Consider the following 15,143-nt stretch of genomic DNA (forward strand, 5'->3'; position numbering starts at 1 on the left):
TTTCGCAAGGGGCGTCTCACAGTTCGGACAGAGCATTTCCCGGACGAACCTGCAGGTCAGGGCTCTGGACGGGTGACCACATAGCAGCGGAGGGCCGCGACGCAACTCGACGTTCAGCGCGCGGAGGCCGGGCTGGGCTGGCAGCGTTGTGTTGTCGCCGAACGGCCCGGGTACCCCCGCTCGCCGGATCGGTGCGACGGACGAAAGGGGCCTCACCATGCCCGGCTGGCTCATCCTCATCATCATCGGCGTCATCCTGCTCATCCTCGGCTTCGCCGGCGTCGGATCGTTCCTGATCTGGATCGGCATCGCCGTCCTGGTCATCAGCCTGATCCTGGCGCTCGTCGGCCGGGGTCGCTCGCGGGTCTAGCCCACCCCGGATCGCCGGGACGACGTCGAGAACCCGGCGTCAGTCCCCGATCCGCAGCGTGACCGTCGGCACCGCGGCCTCGTCCGCAGACAAGCGCCTCGCCCCCCGCGGCAGCTCGTCTCGCGAGGCCCGGTGCCGGCCCACGGCGGCCTGCACGCCCGCCGCCCCCATCCATCCCCGGTCCGGCACCCCGTCGGTCACCAGCGGCACGTGCAAGGCCCGCAGCGTCGGGTCGTCGGACCGCCAGGCCCGGACGGCGTCGTCGGGACCCGTCACCAGCACCTCCTCCAGCGCCCGCCCCTCCGAATCGAGCCGCCGAGCCGCCGCCTTGCGGCCGCCGACGCTGATCTTCGCGCGCGACGCCTTGGCCACCGGCTCGAGCCGACCGCCCGAACCTTCGCGCGCGACGAGCTTGTAGACCATCCCGCACGTCGGCGCTCCCGAGCCCGTGACCACCGACGTGCCGACGCCGTAGCTGTCCACCGGTGCGGCGGCGAGGGAGGCGATCGCGTCCTCGTCGAGATCGGACGTGACGATGATCTTCGTCGCCCGCGCCCCCGCCTCGTCCAGCTGCTGGCGGACCTCGTGCGCGAGGACGCCCAGGTCGCCGGAGTCGAGGCGCACGGAGCCCAGCGACGTCCCGGCCGCGGCCAGGGCGTTCTGCACCCCGCGTCGCACGTCGTACGTGTCGACGAGCAGGGTCGTCCCGGCGCCCTGGGCCGCCACCTGGGCCTCGAACGCCGTCCGCTCGTCGTCGTGCAGGAGCGTGAACGCGTGCGCGGCCGTGCCGATCGTCGCCAGGCCGTACCTGCGCCCGGCCTCGAGGTTGGAGGTGCCGGCGAACCCCGCGACGACGGCCGCCCGGCTCGCCGCGACCGCGGCCTCCTCGTGCGCCCGGCGCGATCCCATCTCGAGCACGGGCCGGTCCACGGCGGCGCTGGTCATCCGGGACGCCGCCGACGCGACCGCCGAGTCGAAGTTCAGGATCGAGAGCACGACCGTCTCGAGGATCACGGCCTCGGCGAACGTCCCCTCGACCACGAGCACCGGCGACGACGGGAAGAACGTCTCGCCCTCGGCGTACCCGACGACAGACCCGCCGAACCGGTACCCGGCCAGGTAGGCCAGCGTCGCGTCGTCGACGATGCGCTCGTCAGCGAGGTAGTCCAGCTCCGCCGTCCCGAACCGGAACCGTTCGACGGCCTCGAGCACGCGTCCGGTGCCCGCGAGCACCGCGTACCGACGCCCGGCCGGCAGGCGCCGGGTGAACACCTCGAACACGCACCGCCGCTGCGCGGTCCCGTCGGCCAGCGCCGCCTGCAGCATCGTGAGCTCGTATCGGTCCGTGAGGAGCGCCGTGCTCCGGTCGTCGTTCGGGCCCCGGGGCGTCGCCGTCATGCCGCCAACGTAGGCAGCGCGCACCCACTCTGCACGACGGGCATCCCACGGCACACCTACAGTTGGCGTGTGCCTGTGGAGACCCTTCCCGACCAGAGCGTCGAGGCGCAGCAGGAGACGGCGATCGCGGACCCGTGGGTGACCATCGTCTGGAACGACCCCGTCAACCTCATGAGCTACGTGACGTACGTGTTCGAGTCGTACTTCGGCTTCCCCAAGGCCAAGGCGGAGAAGCTGATGCGGCAGGTGCACGAGCAGGGCCGGGCCGTGGTGTCCACCGGGTCGCTCGAGGCGATGGAGGTCGATGTGCAGGCGATGCACGAGTTCGGCCTGTGGGCCACGCTGCAGCGAAGCGGCCAGTGATGCGTGCGTTCCGACGGCGGCGCGGGCTGTACGTCGCGCGCCTGGACGACGACGAGCGTGGGGTGATCGCGGCCCTCGTCGCGGACGTCGCCGAGCTGCTCGGCGCCGGCCGGATCGACGAGGCGGCGGTCGTGCCGTCTCCGGCCGACGGCTCGCCGCGACTGCAGCTCGAACCCGTCGAACCCCCGAGCGACCCCGCCGTGCGACGCCTGCTGCCGGACGCGTCGCGCGACGACCCCGAGGTCTCCGCCGAGTTCCGGCGCCTGACCGAGGACGACATCCGGGCGGGCAAGGTCGCGCGACTGAGCCGCCTGTGGACCGCGCTGACGACGCCCGCCGAGGGGCAGCGCGCCGACGCGTTCGTGATCGAGGCGGGCGACGCCAAGGACGTCGCGGCCGCGATCACCGACCTGAGGCTCGTGCTCGCCGAACGCCTCGACATCCGCACGGACGGGCAGGCCGAGCGTCTGTACGACCAGCTGCTCGCCTCGCCGGGAGCCGACCTCGACGAGCCGTCGGACGACGACGACGTCGGAACCGACCTCGACCCGGCGACGCGCCGCTACCTCGTCGCGGTCTACGGTGCGCTCAGCTGGCTGCAGGAGTCGCTCGTCGAGGCCCTGCTCACGGACCTGCGCGCGTCGGGTGGCGCGCGCGACACCCCGCCCGGTCGGCCGCCGTCGGGGGAGCGACCGCCGAGCGGTTAGGCTCGACCGCGTGAACGACGCCCCCCTCGGGATCTTCGACTCCGGTGTCGGCGGGCTGACGGTGGCGCGTTCGATCCTGGACCAGCTGCCCCACGAGTCCACGATCTACATCGGCGACACCCTCAACACGCCGTACGGCAGCAAGCCGCTGGCGGCCGTGCGCGCGCACGCGCTCGAGGTGATGGACGACCTGGTCGACGCCGGCGTCAAGCTGCTCGTCATCGCCTGCAACACGGCGTCGTCGGCGATGCTGCGCGACGCCCGCGAGCGGTACACGCTGCGCCGCGGTATCCCCGTCGTCGAGGTGATCCTGCCCGCGGCCCGCCGTGCGGTCGCCGCCACCCGGACCGGCCGGATCGGCGTCATCGCCACGAAGTCCACGGTCGAGTCGCTCTCGTACGACGACGCCTTCGCAGTGGCGCCCGGCGTCCAGCTGACCACGCAGGCCTGCCCCCGGTTCGTCGAGCTGGTCGAGGCGGGCATCACCTCCGGCCCCGAGGTGCTGTCGGTGGCGCACGAGTACCTGGACCCGGTTCGCGAGGCCGGCGTCGACACGCTCGTGCTCGGCTGCACCCACTACCCGCTGCTCACGGGCGCGATCTCCTACGTCATGGGCGAGGAGGTCACTCTCGTCTCGAGCGCCGAGGAGACCGCCAAGGACGTCTACCGCACGCTGGTCGCGCACGACCTGGAGCGCGACCAGGTCGCCGGACCGCCCACCCACCGGTTCCTGGCCACCGGCGACCCGGCCTCGTTCCAGCTGCTGGCTCGACGGTTCCTGGGTCCCGAGGTCGGGGTCGTCGAACCCCGCGGAGCCCTGCGATGAGGCTGACGATCCTGGGGTGCGCGGGCTCGTTCCCGAGCGCCGACTCCGCCGCGTCCGGCTACCTCGTGCAGGCCGAGGACGCCGCGGGCAGGACGTGGTCCGTGCTGCTCGACCTGGGCAACGGGGCGCTCGGTGCCCTGCAGCGCTACGGCGACCCGCGCCGGCTGGACGCCATCGGCCTGTCCCACCTGCACGCCGATCACGTGGCCGACCTCGCGGTGCTGCACGTGCTGCGGCGCTACGACCCGGCCGGTGCGCTCCCGGAGGTGCCCGTCTTCGGCCCGGACGGCACCGCGCAGCGGCTTACCCAGCTGTGCGGGTCGGAGCACCCGAGCGAGCAGTTCGACGTGATGACGTGGGAGCCCGGGGTCGACGTCGTCGTCGGGCCGCTGACGCTGACGCCCGTGCCCGTCGAGCACCCGATCCCCGCGTTCGGCATCCGGGTCACCGGCCCCGGCGACGCCGAGCCGTCCTCGACCGTGACGCTGGCGTACAGCGGGGACACCGACGAGTGCCCCGGCCTGGACGCGCTGGCCGCCGACGCCGACCTGCTCCTCGTCGAGTCCGCGTACGTGGAGGGTCGGGACGACGACCTGCGCGGCATCCACCTCACGGGTCGGCGGGCCGGGCAGGCCGCCGCCCGCGGCCGCGCCCGGGCGATGGTGCTCACGCACATCCCTGCCTGGAACGACCCCGAGGTCGCGCACGCCGAGGCGCGTGCCGTGTACGACGGCCCGATCACGCTGGCGACGCCGGGCGCGGTATACGTCCTCTGACGTGTGCAGGAATCGGCCTCGCCGGACGCCCGCGATCCCTGTCGGCCCGCCCGGTTAGGCTCGTCGGCATGACTTCTGCCACCTCCAGCGCCTCCGCTGTGCCCTCGATGCCCGGCGTCCGCGCCGACGGCCGCGCCTCCGACGAGCTCCGCCCGATCACCCTGACCCGCGGGTTCCTCGAGGCGGGCGAGGGCAGCGTGCTCGTCGAGTTCGGCGGCACGAAGGTGCTGTGCGTCGCCTCGTTCACGCCGGGCGTCCCGCGCTGGAAGAAGGGGTCGGGCGAGGGCTGGGTCACCGCCGAGTACTCGATGCTCCCGCGCGCGACGAACAGCCGGTCGGACCGCGAGTCGGTCAAGGGGCGCATCGGCGGCCGCACGCACGAGATCTCGCGCCTCATCGGCCGCTCGCTGCGGGCGATCATCGACGTCTCGGCGCTCGGCGAGAACACGATCGTGCTCGACTGTGACGTGCTCCAGGCCGACGGGGGCACCCGCACCGCCTCGATCACCGGGGCGTACGTCGCCCTCGCCGACGCGGTCGCGTGGGCCGTGGCCCAGGGGCACATCCCGAAGAACAAGGTCGTCCTGCGCGACTCGGTCGCGGCCGTCAGCGTCGGCATCGTCGACGGGCTGCCCGTCCTCGACCTGCCGTACGTCGAGGACGTGCGAGCTGAGACCGACATGAACGTCGTGGTCACCGGTTCCGGCACGTTCGTCGAGGTCCAGGGCACGGCCGAGCACGCGCCGTTCGACCGCACGGAGCTCGACGCGCTGCTCGACCTCGCGGTCGCCGGGACCGCCCGGCTGACCGCCCTGCAGGTCGCCGCGCTGGCGACGGCCCCCGGCGACGGCTCGGCCACGCGCGCGGCCCGATGAACGGCGTCCGACTGGTCCTGGCCACGCACAACGACCACAAGGTCGGCGAGCTGCGGGCGATCCTCGCGCCCGTGCTGCCCGGTCTCGACCCGGCGTCCGTGGTCGGTGCCCGCGACGTCGGCGCACCCGAGCCGGTCGAGGACGGCGTGACGTTCGCCGAGAACGCCCTGATCAAGGCCCGCGCGCTCGCGGCCTTCACGGGTCTGCCCGCCGTCGCCGACGACTCGGGCCTGAGCGTCGACGTGCTCGGCGGCTCGCCGGGGATCTTCTCGGCGCGCTGGGCCGGCCGGCACGGCGACGATCGGGCCAACCTCGACCTGCTGCTCGCCCAGCTGGCCGACATCGCGCCGGAGCACCGGGTGGCTCGGTTCGTCTGCGCCGCCGCGCTCGTGACGCCCGACGGGTTCGAGCACGTGGAGACCGGCACGCTCGAGGGCACGCTGGCTGCGGCGCCGCGCGGCTCGTACGGATTCGGGTACGACCCGATCCTGGTGCCGGTGGGGGACTCGCGGACGTGCGCGGAGCTGACGCCGGACGAGAAGAACGCGATCAGCCACCGCGGCACTGCCTTCCGGGCGCTGGTGCCGACGCTGGTGCGCGTCCTGGGCGGATGACCGGGCCGACGGTCAGCACCGGGAGCGCGATCCAGCTGGTGGCCGAGGCGGTCACCTACGGCTACCCCGGCCACGCCGTGCTCGAGCAGGTCGACCTCGTCGTGACCGCGGGCGACCGCGTGGGCGTGGTCGGCGAGAACGGCGCGGGCAAGACGACCCTGCTGCGCGTGCTCGCCGGGTCGCTCGAGCCGCAGGCGGGCCGGGTGCGTCGGGTCGGCACGGTCGGTGTGGTGGACCAGGAGCTGACGGTCCCGCCCGGGGCGACGGTCGGCACGTTCGTGGCCGAGGCCCTGGCGGGCGTGCGCGCCACGTCGGGCGAGCTCGAATCCGCGATCGCGTCGTTCGACCACGAGACGGGCGACCTGGCACGGCTCGCCGACGCGGTGGCCCGGTACGAGCAGCTGGCGGGCTGGGATGCCGACCGACGGGTCGACGAGGCGCTGACCCGGTTCGGCGCCCCCCGCGACCCCGCCCGGTCGCTCGACGAGCTGAGCGTGGGGGAGCGCTACCGCGTGCGACTGGCCTGCCGGATCGGGGAGCGCGCGGACGTGCTGCTCCTCGACGAGCCGACCAACCACCTCGACGCGGCGGGCATCGACTACCTCACGGCGCGGCTGCGCGGCTGGCCGGGCGCGATCGTCATCGTCACCCACGACCGTCGCCTGCTCGACGACGTGATGACGGCGATCCTCGACCTGGACCCGTCGATGGACGGCCGGCCGGCGGTGTACGGCGCGACCCGCTACTCGGACTACCGGTTCCTCAAGAGCCAGATGCTGCGGCGCTGGCGCAGCCGCTACCGGGCCGAGCGCAAGCGAGCGGTCGCGCTGGCGGAGCGGCTCGACTCGACCTACGAGAACCTCTCCGACGAGTGGCGGCCACCCAAGGGCTCCGACAAGAACCGGCGCGCGACCCGTGCCCGCGGGCACGTGAAGGCGGCCGACAGGCTCATCCAGCAGCTCGAGGCGACCGCGGTCCAGGTGCCGACGCCACCGCTCGAGCTCACCTTCCCCGACCTGCCGTCGCTGCCGCCCGAGCCCAGGCCGGGTCCCCTGCTCGACCTGCGGGCGCCGCGCGTCGGTTCGCGGCTCGACCTGCCCGGGCTGCGGATCGAGGTGCCGGCGTGCGGGCGGCTGCTCGTCACCGGTCCGAACGGCTCGGGCAAGTCGACGCTGCTCGCGGCCCTCGCCGGGACGATCGACCTCGATCGCGGGACGCGGTCCGTGGCGCCCGGCGTCCGGCTGGGCATCCTGGCGCAGGAGGGCCCGACGGAGCACGCGACGGCCGCCGCGCAGCGGGCCTACGTCGCCGGTCCGGCCGAGGAGCTCAGCGGGTTCGAGGCGTACGCCCGGCACGCGTTGACGCTGCTCGAGGCGGGGGTGCTCGACCCGGCCCGGCTGGTGCCGGTCGCCGCCCAGGGCCTGCTGACCGAGGAGGACCTGGACCGGCCGCTGCGCGAGCTGTCGGTGGGTCAGCGACGACGGTTCGACCTCGCGTGCGCGCTGCTGGCCGCGCCGCACGTGCTGATCTTCGACGAACCGACCAACCATCTGTCCGTCGGGCTCGTCGACGAGCTCACGGCCGCCCTGCGGGTCACCTCCGCCGCGGTGGTCGTCGCGACCCACGACCGCCGCATGCGCGCCGACCTGTCCGACTGGCCCGAGCTCACGCTGGGCTGACCGGCGGGAGCGCCTACTGCAGGCGGCCCACGTGCGCCATCGCCTGGCGGAGCAGGACGTTCTGGCCGCCGTTCATCTCGAACTGGACCTGCTCCGCGCACGCCTCCTCGGGCGTCATCCACGCGAGGTCGATCGCGTCCTGCTGCGGCCGGCAGTCGCCGAGCACGGGCACGACGTACGCCAGCGACACGGCATGCTGCCGGGGGTCGTGGTACGGCGTGACGCCAGGCGTCGGGAAGTACTCCGCGACGGTGAACGGTTGCGGGGAGGACGGGATCTGCGGCAGCGCGATCGGCCCGAGGTCCTTCTCGATGTGCCGGACCAGGGCGTCACGCACGCGCTCGTGGTACATCACGCGGCCCGACACCAGCGCCCGGGACATCACACCCTCCGACGTCACCCGGAGCAGCAGACCGACCGAGACCACGTCCCCGGAGTCGTCCACCCGCACGGGGATCGCATCGACGTACAGGATGGGCAGCTGGGAGCGGACGCGCGAGATGTCGTCGGCGCTCAACCAGCCCGACGGGCGTTCGGGTCCCCGAGGGAACTCGGCGGATGCAGTCACGCCCCATGTCTACCTTGGCGACGCCGCGTCGGCAGCGTCGGCGCGCCCCGACGTGCGTCACACCGGGCGTGCGGGGAATAGTGGACGGTGCCGGAGCGCTCTACCAGGCGGTATCCGAGGACTGGAGGAACGACATGGCGACGACCGAGCTCACTGGCTCGACGATCGGCACCACGATCAAGGACAACGGGATCGTCCTGATCGACTTCTGGGCGGAGTGGTGTGGACCGTGCAAGCGGTTCGGCCCCGTCTTCGAGGAGTCGAGCGAGAACCACCCCGACGTCGTGCACGCGAAGGTCGACACGGAGGCCGAGCAGGAGCTGGCCACCGAGCTGCAGATCTTCTCTATCCCCACGCTGATGGCATTCCGCGACGGGATCCTGGTGTTCAACCAGGCCGGCGCGCTGCCCGCTCCGGCCCTGGAGCAGGTGGTCGAGGCCGTCAAGGCGCTGGACATGGACGAGGTTCGCGAGAAGATCGCGGCCCAGGCCACCACGGCCTGATCAGCCTTCGACGACGGGCCGGTCTCCTACGGGGACCGGCCCGTCGTCGTACCGGTCGTCCGGAGCGATCGGTCGGTGCGGGAGACGGGAGTCGAACCCGCACGCCCTCTCGGGCACCAGGACCTAAACCTGGCGTGGCTGCCATTTCACCACTCCCGCGCGCGGGCCTCGCGGCCCGGTGGGCTACGCGACCTTGAGGTCCCTGCGTAGCTTGGCGACGTGGCCGGTGGCCTTCACGTTGTACTGCGCAAGCTCCACGCGGCCCTCCGGGTCGACGACGACGGTCGAGCGGATCACGCCCGTGACCGTCTTGCCGTACAGGGACTTCTCGCCCCAGGCGCCCCAGGCCTCCAGCACGGAACGGTCGGGGTCGGACGCCAGCGGGAACGTCAGGTGCTCCGCCTCGACGAACTTCTGCAGCGCGGGCAGCTCGTCGGGGGAGACGCCCACGACGGCGTAGCCGGCCGACTGCAGCGACGCGAGGTTGTCCCGGAAGTCGCACGCCTCCGTGGTGCAGCCCGGGGTCATCGCCGCGGGGTAGAAGTAGACGATCACGTGGCGTCCGCGCAGGTCGGACAGCGTGACACTGCCGCCGTCGGCGGTCTGCAGCGTGAAGTCGGGCGCGAGGTCGCCGACGGCGAGGCGGGGCACGGTGTCTCCTGACGGGCGGGGTGGCGGATGCGTCGTCATCGTACGTCGGACCGGTCGGGGCGGGCTCGGGAGCGGTTGCGCGCGCCGTGTTGCCCGCGGCTCGGCGGGGTGGTGGCATGGAGGAGGACAGGTGACCGGCTGCGCCGGAGGAGGGTCGAGCATGAGCGAGGACGACGCCCGGCCCGAGGCCGCGGCCCACGTGCCCGACGACGACACCGACAACGAGACGGAGACCGAGGTGCGGGTGCCTGACGACGAGGACGACCAGACCCAGCCGGTCAAGGACCTGCTCGCCGAGCACGTGCCGTTGGCCCTGCTCGTCGACCTGGTCGCTCCGGAGTCCACATCGACGGAGATCCTCGAGGCCGAGGGACTGCCCGAGGTCGCCTGGTGGGAACCGGCTCCCACGGAGCCCGAGGCGGACCCGGAGCCGTGACGATCGTCACGACCGGATCATCCGATTGGCAGTTCGGGCACGTCGGCTGGTAACTTTCTCTCCGCGCGCCATTAGCTCAATTGGCAGAGCAGCTGACTCTTAATCAGCGGGTTCGGGGTTCGAGTCCCTGATGGCGCACCACCCACGAGGCCCCTCCCCAGCGCACGCTGATGAGGGGCCTCGTTCGTCCCCGGATCGGGAGCCGACGGGCCGGTCACCCGCCGGCGAGGTTCGCCGCCTGCGTGCCCGCGTCGTAGAGCAGCCCTTCCGCGGTGACGTCGGGCGCGCTCCCCGTCGGGTAGCGCACGGCGACGGCCACGACGGTGTCCGGGCCCTGGTGCATCGCCGTCTCGACCGTGTAGGCGGCCCCGTTCTCGTGCCCGTGCTCGACGGTCGTCACCTGGTCCGGCCCGTCGTCGAGGAGGAAGTCGTTCATGCCGGTTCCGCGGTCGTCGTTCGGCGTGAAGTCGTTGCAGGTGGGATTGTCCCGGGCGAGCGCCGCGCGCCGGTCCAGGGCTGCGGAACCGGCGGGGTAACGGAACGCGACGGACCAGACGGTCGTGTCGTCCTCGGTGTACGTCGCGTGCGCCGCCGCCGCCGCGTCGCCGTCCTGCTCGAAGAGGGCGATGAGGCCCAGGCACCACATGCGCGGGGCGTCCCAGGACGAGTTGTCGGGGGCGGGGCCCTGCCAGTCGCCATCCCCGAGGTCCGCCCGGGTCAGGGCTCCGACGGAGTCGGGTGGCGGCCCGGCGGCTGCCTGCGCGGTACAGCCGCCCAGCGCCGGCGCGATCAGGAGGGCCGCGACCGCCAGCCGGACGACCCGTCTCGACGCGTGCCCGTCGTGAGCACCTCGAGCCCGCTGCACCCCCACGAGCCGCTCCATCCCTGGTCCAACGGTGACGAGCCGGGCGGCTGCGAGTCGTCGAACCCGGCCCCGACGGCTGCTGCGGCGCGATGCCGCGGTCGGCAGGCGGTCCGCGCGGGCGTCGCGTCCGCGGCGCGGCACCGCTGCCCGACGCGTGGGTCCGTCGATGCCCGTCGGACGACCTCGGCCCACGGTAGCGGAGTCCGGGCGGCCGGCATCGCGAGGCGCCCGTCCCTCGAGAGGCGCCGGCCGGCCGGTGTCACCCGCCTGGTCGTCGTGCGGGCGCCTCCGCGCCAGGCGACGATGTACCGACCCGGCGGAGCGCGCCGGCTAGGGCAGACGGGGTAGGTCATGGCGGATCAGGTGCGCGAGTTCGACGTCGTCGTGATCGGCGCGGGGGCCGTCGGCGAGAACGCCGCCGATCGCGCCGGTCGGACGGGACTGAGGGTCGCGCTCGTCGAGCACGCGCTCGTGGGCGGCGAGTGCTCCTACTGGGCGTGCATGCCCTCCAAGGCGCTGCTTCGACCTGGTGCCGTGCTGGCTGCGGCCCGATCCGTCCCCGGGGCGGGCGAGACCGGCAGGACAGGCGCCGTCGACGTCGCGGCCGCCTTCGCCTCGCGGGACGACGTGACGCACCACTGGGACGACGGTTCGCAGGCAGGGTGGGTGGAGGGCGCCGGGATCGCGCTGCTGCGCGGGCACGCCCGACTGACCGGGCCGCGCGAGCTCGTGGTCGAGGGCGCCGACGGGCCGGTCACGGTGACCGCCAGGCACGCGGTCGTCGTCGCGACGGGTTCGGAGCCCGTGTTCCCGCGCATCGACGGCCTCGCGGACGTCACGCCGTGGACCAGCAGGGAGGCGACGTCGGCGCAGCAGGTGCCCGCTCGGCTGGCCGTGCTCGGCGGCGGGGTCGTCGGCGTCGAGATGGCCACCGCCTTCGCGGACTTCGGCAGCGCGGTCACCCTGATCGTGCGCGGGGACCGGGTGCTGGCCAACGCGGAACCGTTCGCTGCCGAGGCCGTCGCAGACGGTCTGCGGGCGATCGGGGTGACGGTCCTGTTCGGCGCGTCGACGAGCTCGGTGCGACGCGACGACGACGGCGTGCACCTGACGCTCGACGGCGCCGCGGACGTCGTCGTGGATCAGGTCCTCGTCGCGACGGGACGCCGGCCGCGGACGTCCGAGCTCGGCCTGGAGAACGTCGGCCTCACGCCGGGCAAGGCCGTGTCGGTCGACGACCAGCTGCAGGCGGAGGGTGTCGACGGCGGCTGGCTGTTCGCGGTGGGCGACGCCTCGGGCCGTACGGCCACGACGCACCAGGGCAAGTACGACGCCCGCATCGCCGGTGACGTGATCGCCGCGCGGTTCGACCCGGGGACCAGTCCCGAGGGCTCGACGGCGGGGGATCTGGGTCTGGACGCCGCCGACGAGGCGCAGGCCGCGCCCTGGAGCCGGTACCGCGCGACGGCCGACGACGCCGCCGTCCCGCAGGTCGTCTTCACCCGCCCCGAGGTCGCGTGGGTCGGCCTGACCGAGCGGGCCGCCCAGGACCGCGGTCTTTCCGTGCGGGTGGTCGAGTACGACATCGCCAACGTCGCCGGCGCCTACGTGCTGGCCCCCGACTATGCCGGCCACGCGCAGATCCTCGTCGACGACACCCGCGGGGTCATCGTCGGCGCGACCTTCGTCGGACCCGAGGTGGCGGAGCTGATCCACGCCGCGACCGTCGCGATCGTCGGCGAGGTCCCGCTGGACCGACTCTGGCACGCGGTGCCGTCGTACCCGACCGTCAGCGAGGTCTGGCTCCGCCTGCTGGAGACGGCGGGCCTCTGAGGACACGGACGCGAACGGCGGGCCCGCGCCGGCGGACCCGCCGTCCGTGTCGTCAGCTGGCCAGTGCGCCGTCGCTGGAGAGCACGAGCCCGATGGCCGCCTCACCCTTGAGCACGGCCTGGCCGATCAGGCCGAAGTCGTACGACTTGAAGTCGGCGAACTGCAGACCGTAGGTGTTCTCCAGTCCGAGCTGGCAGAACGGCCGCTGCGGGCACTCGGCGGGGCCGGCCAGGATCAGGCCGCTGCACGTGGCGGCCAGGTCGCTGAGCGTCTTGACGCCGTGCATCGCGGCGAACTTGTCGCTCACCGCGAACGCGTTCTGGTCCTGAGCCGCGGACGCCTTGCCGACGGTCAGCCCGGCCGCCGTGGCCAGCGGCGTGAGGGCCGCGACCGTCGCGTCGACGTCCGGGGACGCGACGGACTTCGCGTCGGTCCCGTTCGCCTGGGTGTTGAGGAAGTCCGCGAGCGTGGCGGCGTACTCGGGCACGGCGGCCAGGGTGCCGCCGGTCAGGGCCGGCAGGTAGGTCTCGCGGTTGCCGACGGTCTGCGTCGTCGCGTTGAAGCCCGCCGAGCGCAGGACCGCCGCGTAGATCTCGGCGAGGGTGGCGCCCTCGGAGAAGTTCGGGGCGCCGACGGTCAGCGAGGTGCCGGCGCCCGCGGAGGAGTCGCTGGCGGCGAGCTTCTCGGTGTCGACGAACTCCTTGGCCACGTCGCTCGACGTGCGGTGGTCGATGTCGACCGCCTTGTTCAGGGCGATCAGCTTCGTGGTGTCCAGCGCGGCCGAGACCTTGTCCAGGTTCTCGATGATCGCCGGGTTGGCGTCAGCCGCCGCCTTGTTCACCGCCGGGATGATGTTGTCGGCGTTCTGCAGACCCTTGTCGTCGGTCAGGACGACGAGCTTGTCGCCGGGGACCGGGTCGCAGATGGCGATGGCCGAGGCGCCACCCGACGACGTCGGCTCGGCCTTCCCCCCGCCCGATCCAGGGCTTCCGCACGCACCGAGCGCCAACGTGGCGACGGCGATCAAGGTCAGGACGGCGGAGCGTCGTGCTCGCATGGTGCTCTCCTCGGGCTGTGTGGCGGGGGAGGGAGGGTTCCCGTAGGGCCACGGCGGTGTGCCGTCGCCGGTGTGTTCAGGAGGATGGGCTGGGCTTATTCGATCCGGTGGTGACGGGCTCGGCAAGCCGGGATGCCCGACGGAACCGGCCCGACGTAGGGGTCTCGGCGGTCTGCCGGGCGAGCGAGCGCAGTCCGGCGGGCGTCGAGACGTGCTGGACGAGGGCCAGCAGACCCTCGACGACCAGGCAGAGGGCCGCGACGAGCAGTCCGCCGGCCAGCACCTGGCCGTAGTTCTGCAGACCGAACCCTTCGACCACGATCGAGCCGAGGCTCCGGCCGCCGACGAGCGCCGCGAGCGGAACGGTCGCCACCACCTGCACGGACGCCGTGCGCAGGCCGGCCGCGATCAGCGGGACGGCGAGCGGCACCTCGACCGCCCACAACGACCGCGCCCCTGACATCCCGACGCCTCGCGCGGCGTCCCGGACGTCCGGGTCGACGTCGCCGAGGCCCGTGACCGTGTTGGTGAGCAGCGGGGGGACGGCGAACACGGCGCACGCGAGCACGGTCGCGGTGTTGCCGAACAGGCCGCTGGCGGCCAGCAGCGTCAGCAGCGCCAGGGTGGGCAGCGCCCGCGTGGTGTTGGCGACGACGACGCCGACGGTCGATCCGCGACGACGGTGGCCGAGCCAGAGCGCCAGGGGCATCGACACGACCGCGGCCAGCAGCACCGCGAGCACCGACACGACGATGTGGTCCTTGGTGAGCGCGAGGACGCCGTTGCGCCCCGTCCAGTTCAGGGGGTCGTTGAGCCACACGAGGGCCTGCTGGAAGATGTCCATGTCACACCGCCGTCGCGGTCTGCGCGGTCCGGGCCCAGGGTGTCAGCCATCTGCCGACGAACGCGATGAGCAGGTCGAACACGAGCGCCAGCAGGAGGCAGAGCACCGTCGCCGTCATGATCTCGGCGTGGTAGTTGCTGCGGAAGCCGCGGAACATCAGCTGGCCCAGGCCCCCGAACCCCACGACCACGCCGACGGTCACGAGGGCGACCGTGGTGACCGTCGCGAGGCGCAGACCAGCGACGATGCTGGGCACGGCCTGCGGCAGCTCCACGGACACCAGCAACCGTCCGCGGCCGTATCCCATTCCGCGGGCGGCGTCCTTGACCGCCGGATCCACTCCCTGCAGGCCCACCAGGATGTTCCGGGTGAGCACCAGGAGCGCGTAGGAGACCAGCCCGATGAGCACCGTGGTGCGCCCGATCCCGGTGTACGGGGCGAGCACCGCGAACAGGGCCAGCGACGGGATCGTGTAGAGGACGCCCGCGATCCCGAGCACCGGCCCGGCGAACCTCGGACGCAGGTGCGCGAGGGCTGCGAGCGGCAGCGCGAGCACGAACGCGATGGCGACGGCCTCGAGCGTCAGCGAGACGTGCTGCTCGAGCGCGTGCGCGATGTCCGCGCTGTTGCGCTGGACGTACTGCCAGGAGAACCAGGGGTTCGCTGGCGCAGAGCTCGCTGACGCGTCGGCGAAGAACATGGTCACGACCCTAGGTCGAGCGACTGACATGCGCAGATGCAGGATGATGACGATCGTGTGACAACCCGCACGCGCTCG

At 73.0% G+C, this 15,143-nt stretch carries 18 protein-coding genes and 2 tRNA genes; 12 read left to right on the forward strand and 8 right to left on the reverse strand.

What is annotated here, in order from left to right; genetic code table 11:
• Nucleotides 1-217 precede the first annotated feature (217 nt).
• A complete protein-coding gene (locus ACPPVS_RS05870; protein ID WP_426595098.1) occupies nt 218-370 on the forward strand; it encodes a hypothetical protein in 153 nt (50 codons plus the stop codon).
• Nucleotides 371-409: 39 nt separating this feature from the next.
• Here the strand turns inward: ACPPVS_RS05870 and ACPPVS_RS05875 are convergent, their stop codons facing one another.
• A complete protein-coding gene (locus tag ACPPVS_RS05875) occupies nt 410-1,768 on the reverse strand; it encodes a nicotinate phosphoribosyltransferase (RefSeq protein ID WP_426595099.1) in 1,359 nt (452 codons plus the stop codon).
• Nucleotides 1,769-1,837: 69 nt separating this feature from the next.
• Here ACPPVS_RS05875 and clpS point away from each other — a divergent pair, with 69 nt between their 5' ends.
• The 7 genes from clpS (at nt 1,838) to ACPPVS_RS05910 (ending at nt 7,608) form a co-directional block, all read left to right on the forward strand.
• On the forward strand, nt 1,838-2,131 hold the full coding sequence (gene clpS / locus ACPPVS_RS05880) for an ATP-dependent Clp protease adapter ClpS (protein WP_426595100.1): 294 nt from the start codon (nt 1,838-1,840) through the stop codon (nt 2,129-2,131).
• A complete protein-coding gene (locus ACPPVS_RS05885; RefSeq protein ID WP_426595101.1) occupies nt 2,131-2,838 on the forward strand; it encodes a DUF2017 domain-containing protein in 708 nt (235 codons plus the stop codon). The genes clpS and ACPPVS_RS05885 overlap by 1 nt, the downstream gene beginning before the upstream one ends.
• Nucleotides 2,839-2,848: 10 nt before the next feature.
• Nucleotides 2,849-3,664: a glutamate racemase gene (murI, locus tag ACPPVS_RS05890; protein ID WP_426595102.1), complete on the forward strand. Its 816-nt coding sequence runs from the start codon at nt 2,849-2,851 to the stop codon at nt 3,662-3,664.
• Nucleotides 3,661-4,440 (forward strand): MBL fold metallo-hydrolase, encoded by a 780-nt coding sequence (locus tag ACPPVS_RS05895; RefSeq protein ID WP_426595103.1) that lies wholly within the window; start codon nt 3,661-3,663, stop codon nt 4,438-4,440. The genes murI and ACPPVS_RS05895 overlap by 4 nt, the downstream gene beginning before the upstream one ends.
• A gap of 68 nt (nt 4,441-4,508) precedes the next feature.
• Entirely contained in the window at nt 4,509-5,315 is an 807-nt protein-coding gene (gene rph, locus ACPPVS_RS05900; protein ID WP_426595104.1) for a ribonuclease PH, read from the forward strand.
• Nucleotides 5,312-5,929, forward strand: a complete 618-nt coding sequence (gene rdgB, locus ACPPVS_RS05905) for an RdgB/HAM1 family non-canonical purine NTP pyrophosphatase (protein ID WP_426595105.1) — start codon at nt 5,312-5,314, stop codon at nt 5,927-5,929. The genes rph and rdgB overlap by 4 nt, the downstream gene beginning before the upstream one ends.
• Complete coding sequence (locus tag ACPPVS_RS05910) at nt 5,926-7,608, forward strand: ABC-F family ATP-binding cassette domain-containing protein (protein WP_426595106.1); 1,683 nt, start codon at nt 5,926-5,928, stop codon at nt 7,606-7,608. The genes rdgB and ACPPVS_RS05910 overlap by 4 nt, the downstream gene beginning before the upstream one ends.
• A gap of 13 nt (nt 7,609-7,621) precedes the next feature.
• On the opposite strand, the gene ACPPVS_RS05915 is transcribed toward ACPPVS_RS05910, so the two are convergent.
• Nucleotides 7,622-8,176, reverse strand: a complete 555-nt coding sequence (locus tag ACPPVS_RS05915) for an NUDIX hydrolase family protein (protein ID WP_426595107.1) — start codon at nt 8,174-8,176, stop codon at nt 7,622-7,624.
• Nucleotides 8,177-8,310: 134 nt separating this feature from the next.
• Between ACPPVS_RS05915 and trxA the strand changes: the two genes are divergently transcribed.
• Complete coding sequence (gene trxA / locus ACPPVS_RS05920; RefSeq protein WP_426595108.1) at nt 8,311-8,679, forward strand: thioredoxin; 369 nt, start codon at nt 8,311-8,313, stop codon at nt 8,677-8,679.
• A 76-nt stretch (nt 8,680-8,755) separates the two neighbouring features.
• Here trxA and ACPPVS_RS05925 read toward each other — a convergent pair.
• Nucleotides 8,756-8,838 (reverse strand) — tRNA-Leu (locus ACPPVS_RS05925).
• 24 nt (nt 8,839-8,862) lie between these two features.
• A complete protein-coding gene (gene bcp / locus ACPPVS_RS05930; RefSeq protein ID WP_426595109.1) occupies nt 8,863-9,330 on the reverse strand; it encodes a thioredoxin-dependent thiol peroxidase in 468 nt (155 codons plus the stop codon).
• A 160-nt stretch (nt 9,331-9,490) separates the two neighbouring features.
• Here bcp and ACPPVS_RS05935 point away from each other — a divergent pair, with 160 nt between their 5' ends.
• Together ACPPVS_RS05935 and ACPPVS_RS05940 are read left to right on the forward strand one after the other, a co-directional pair.
• Nucleotides 9,491-9,766 carry a hypothetical protein gene (locus ACPPVS_RS05935; RefSeq protein ID WP_426595110.1) on the forward strand — a complete coding sequence of 92 codons (276 nt, stop codon included), beginning with the start codon at nt 9,491-9,493 and terminating at the stop codon, nt 9,764-9,766.
• Between the two features lie 65 nt (nt 9,767-9,831).
• Nucleotides 9,832-9,907, forward strand: a tRNA-Lys gene (locus ACPPVS_RS05940).
• Nucleotides 9,908-9,980: 73 nt separating this feature from the next.
• On the opposite strand, the gene ACPPVS_RS05945 is transcribed toward ACPPVS_RS05940, so the two are convergent.
• Nucleotides 9,981-10,649, reverse strand: coding sequence for a hypothetical protein (locus ACPPVS_RS05945; protein ID WP_426595111.1), 669 nt, complete (start codon nt 10,647-10,649; stop codon nt 9,981-9,983).
• A gap of 333 nt (nt 10,650-10,982) precedes the next feature.
• Between ACPPVS_RS05945 and ACPPVS_RS05950 the strand changes: the two genes are divergently transcribed.
• Entirely contained in the window at nt 10,983-12,464 is a 1,482-nt protein-coding gene (locus tag ACPPVS_RS05950) for a dihydrolipoyl dehydrogenase family protein (protein ID WP_426595112.1), read from the forward strand.
• A 52-nt stretch (nt 12,465-12,516) separates the two neighbouring features.
• Here ACPPVS_RS05950 and ACPPVS_RS05955 read toward each other — a convergent pair whose 3' ends face one another.
• The 3 genes from ACPPVS_RS05955 to ACPPVS_RS05965 all read right to left on the reverse strand — a co-directional run bounded on the left by ACPPVS_RS05955 (nt 12,517) and on the right by ACPPVS_RS05965 (nt 15,065).
• Nucleotides 12,517-13,521 carry a glycine betaine ABC transporter substrate-binding protein gene (locus tag ACPPVS_RS05955; RefSeq protein ID WP_426595113.1) on the reverse strand — a complete coding sequence of 335 codons (1,005 nt, stop codon included), beginning with the start codon at nt 13,519-13,521 and terminating at the stop codon, nt 12,517-12,519.
• Between the two features lie 76 nt (nt 13,522-13,597).
• The gene (locus ACPPVS_RS05960) at nt 13,598-14,365 is read right to left on the reverse strand and encodes an ABC transporter permease (protein ID WP_426595114.1); all 768 of its coding nucleotides are present in this window, start codon (nt 14,363-14,365) and stop codon (nt 13,598-13,600) included.
• A gap of 1 nt (nt 14,366) precedes the next feature.
• Entirely contained in the window at nt 14,367-15,065 is a 699-nt protein-coding gene (locus ACPPVS_RS05965) for an ABC transporter permease (RefSeq protein WP_426595115.1), read from the reverse strand.
• Nucleotides 15,066-15,143 lie beyond the last annotated feature (78 nt).

This window comes from Cellulomonas sp. McL0617, from assembly GCF_049994875.1.
In the GTDB taxonomy this organism is placed as follows: domain Bacteria; phylum Actinomycetota; class Actinomycetes; order Actinomycetales; family Cellulomonadaceae; genus Cellulomonas.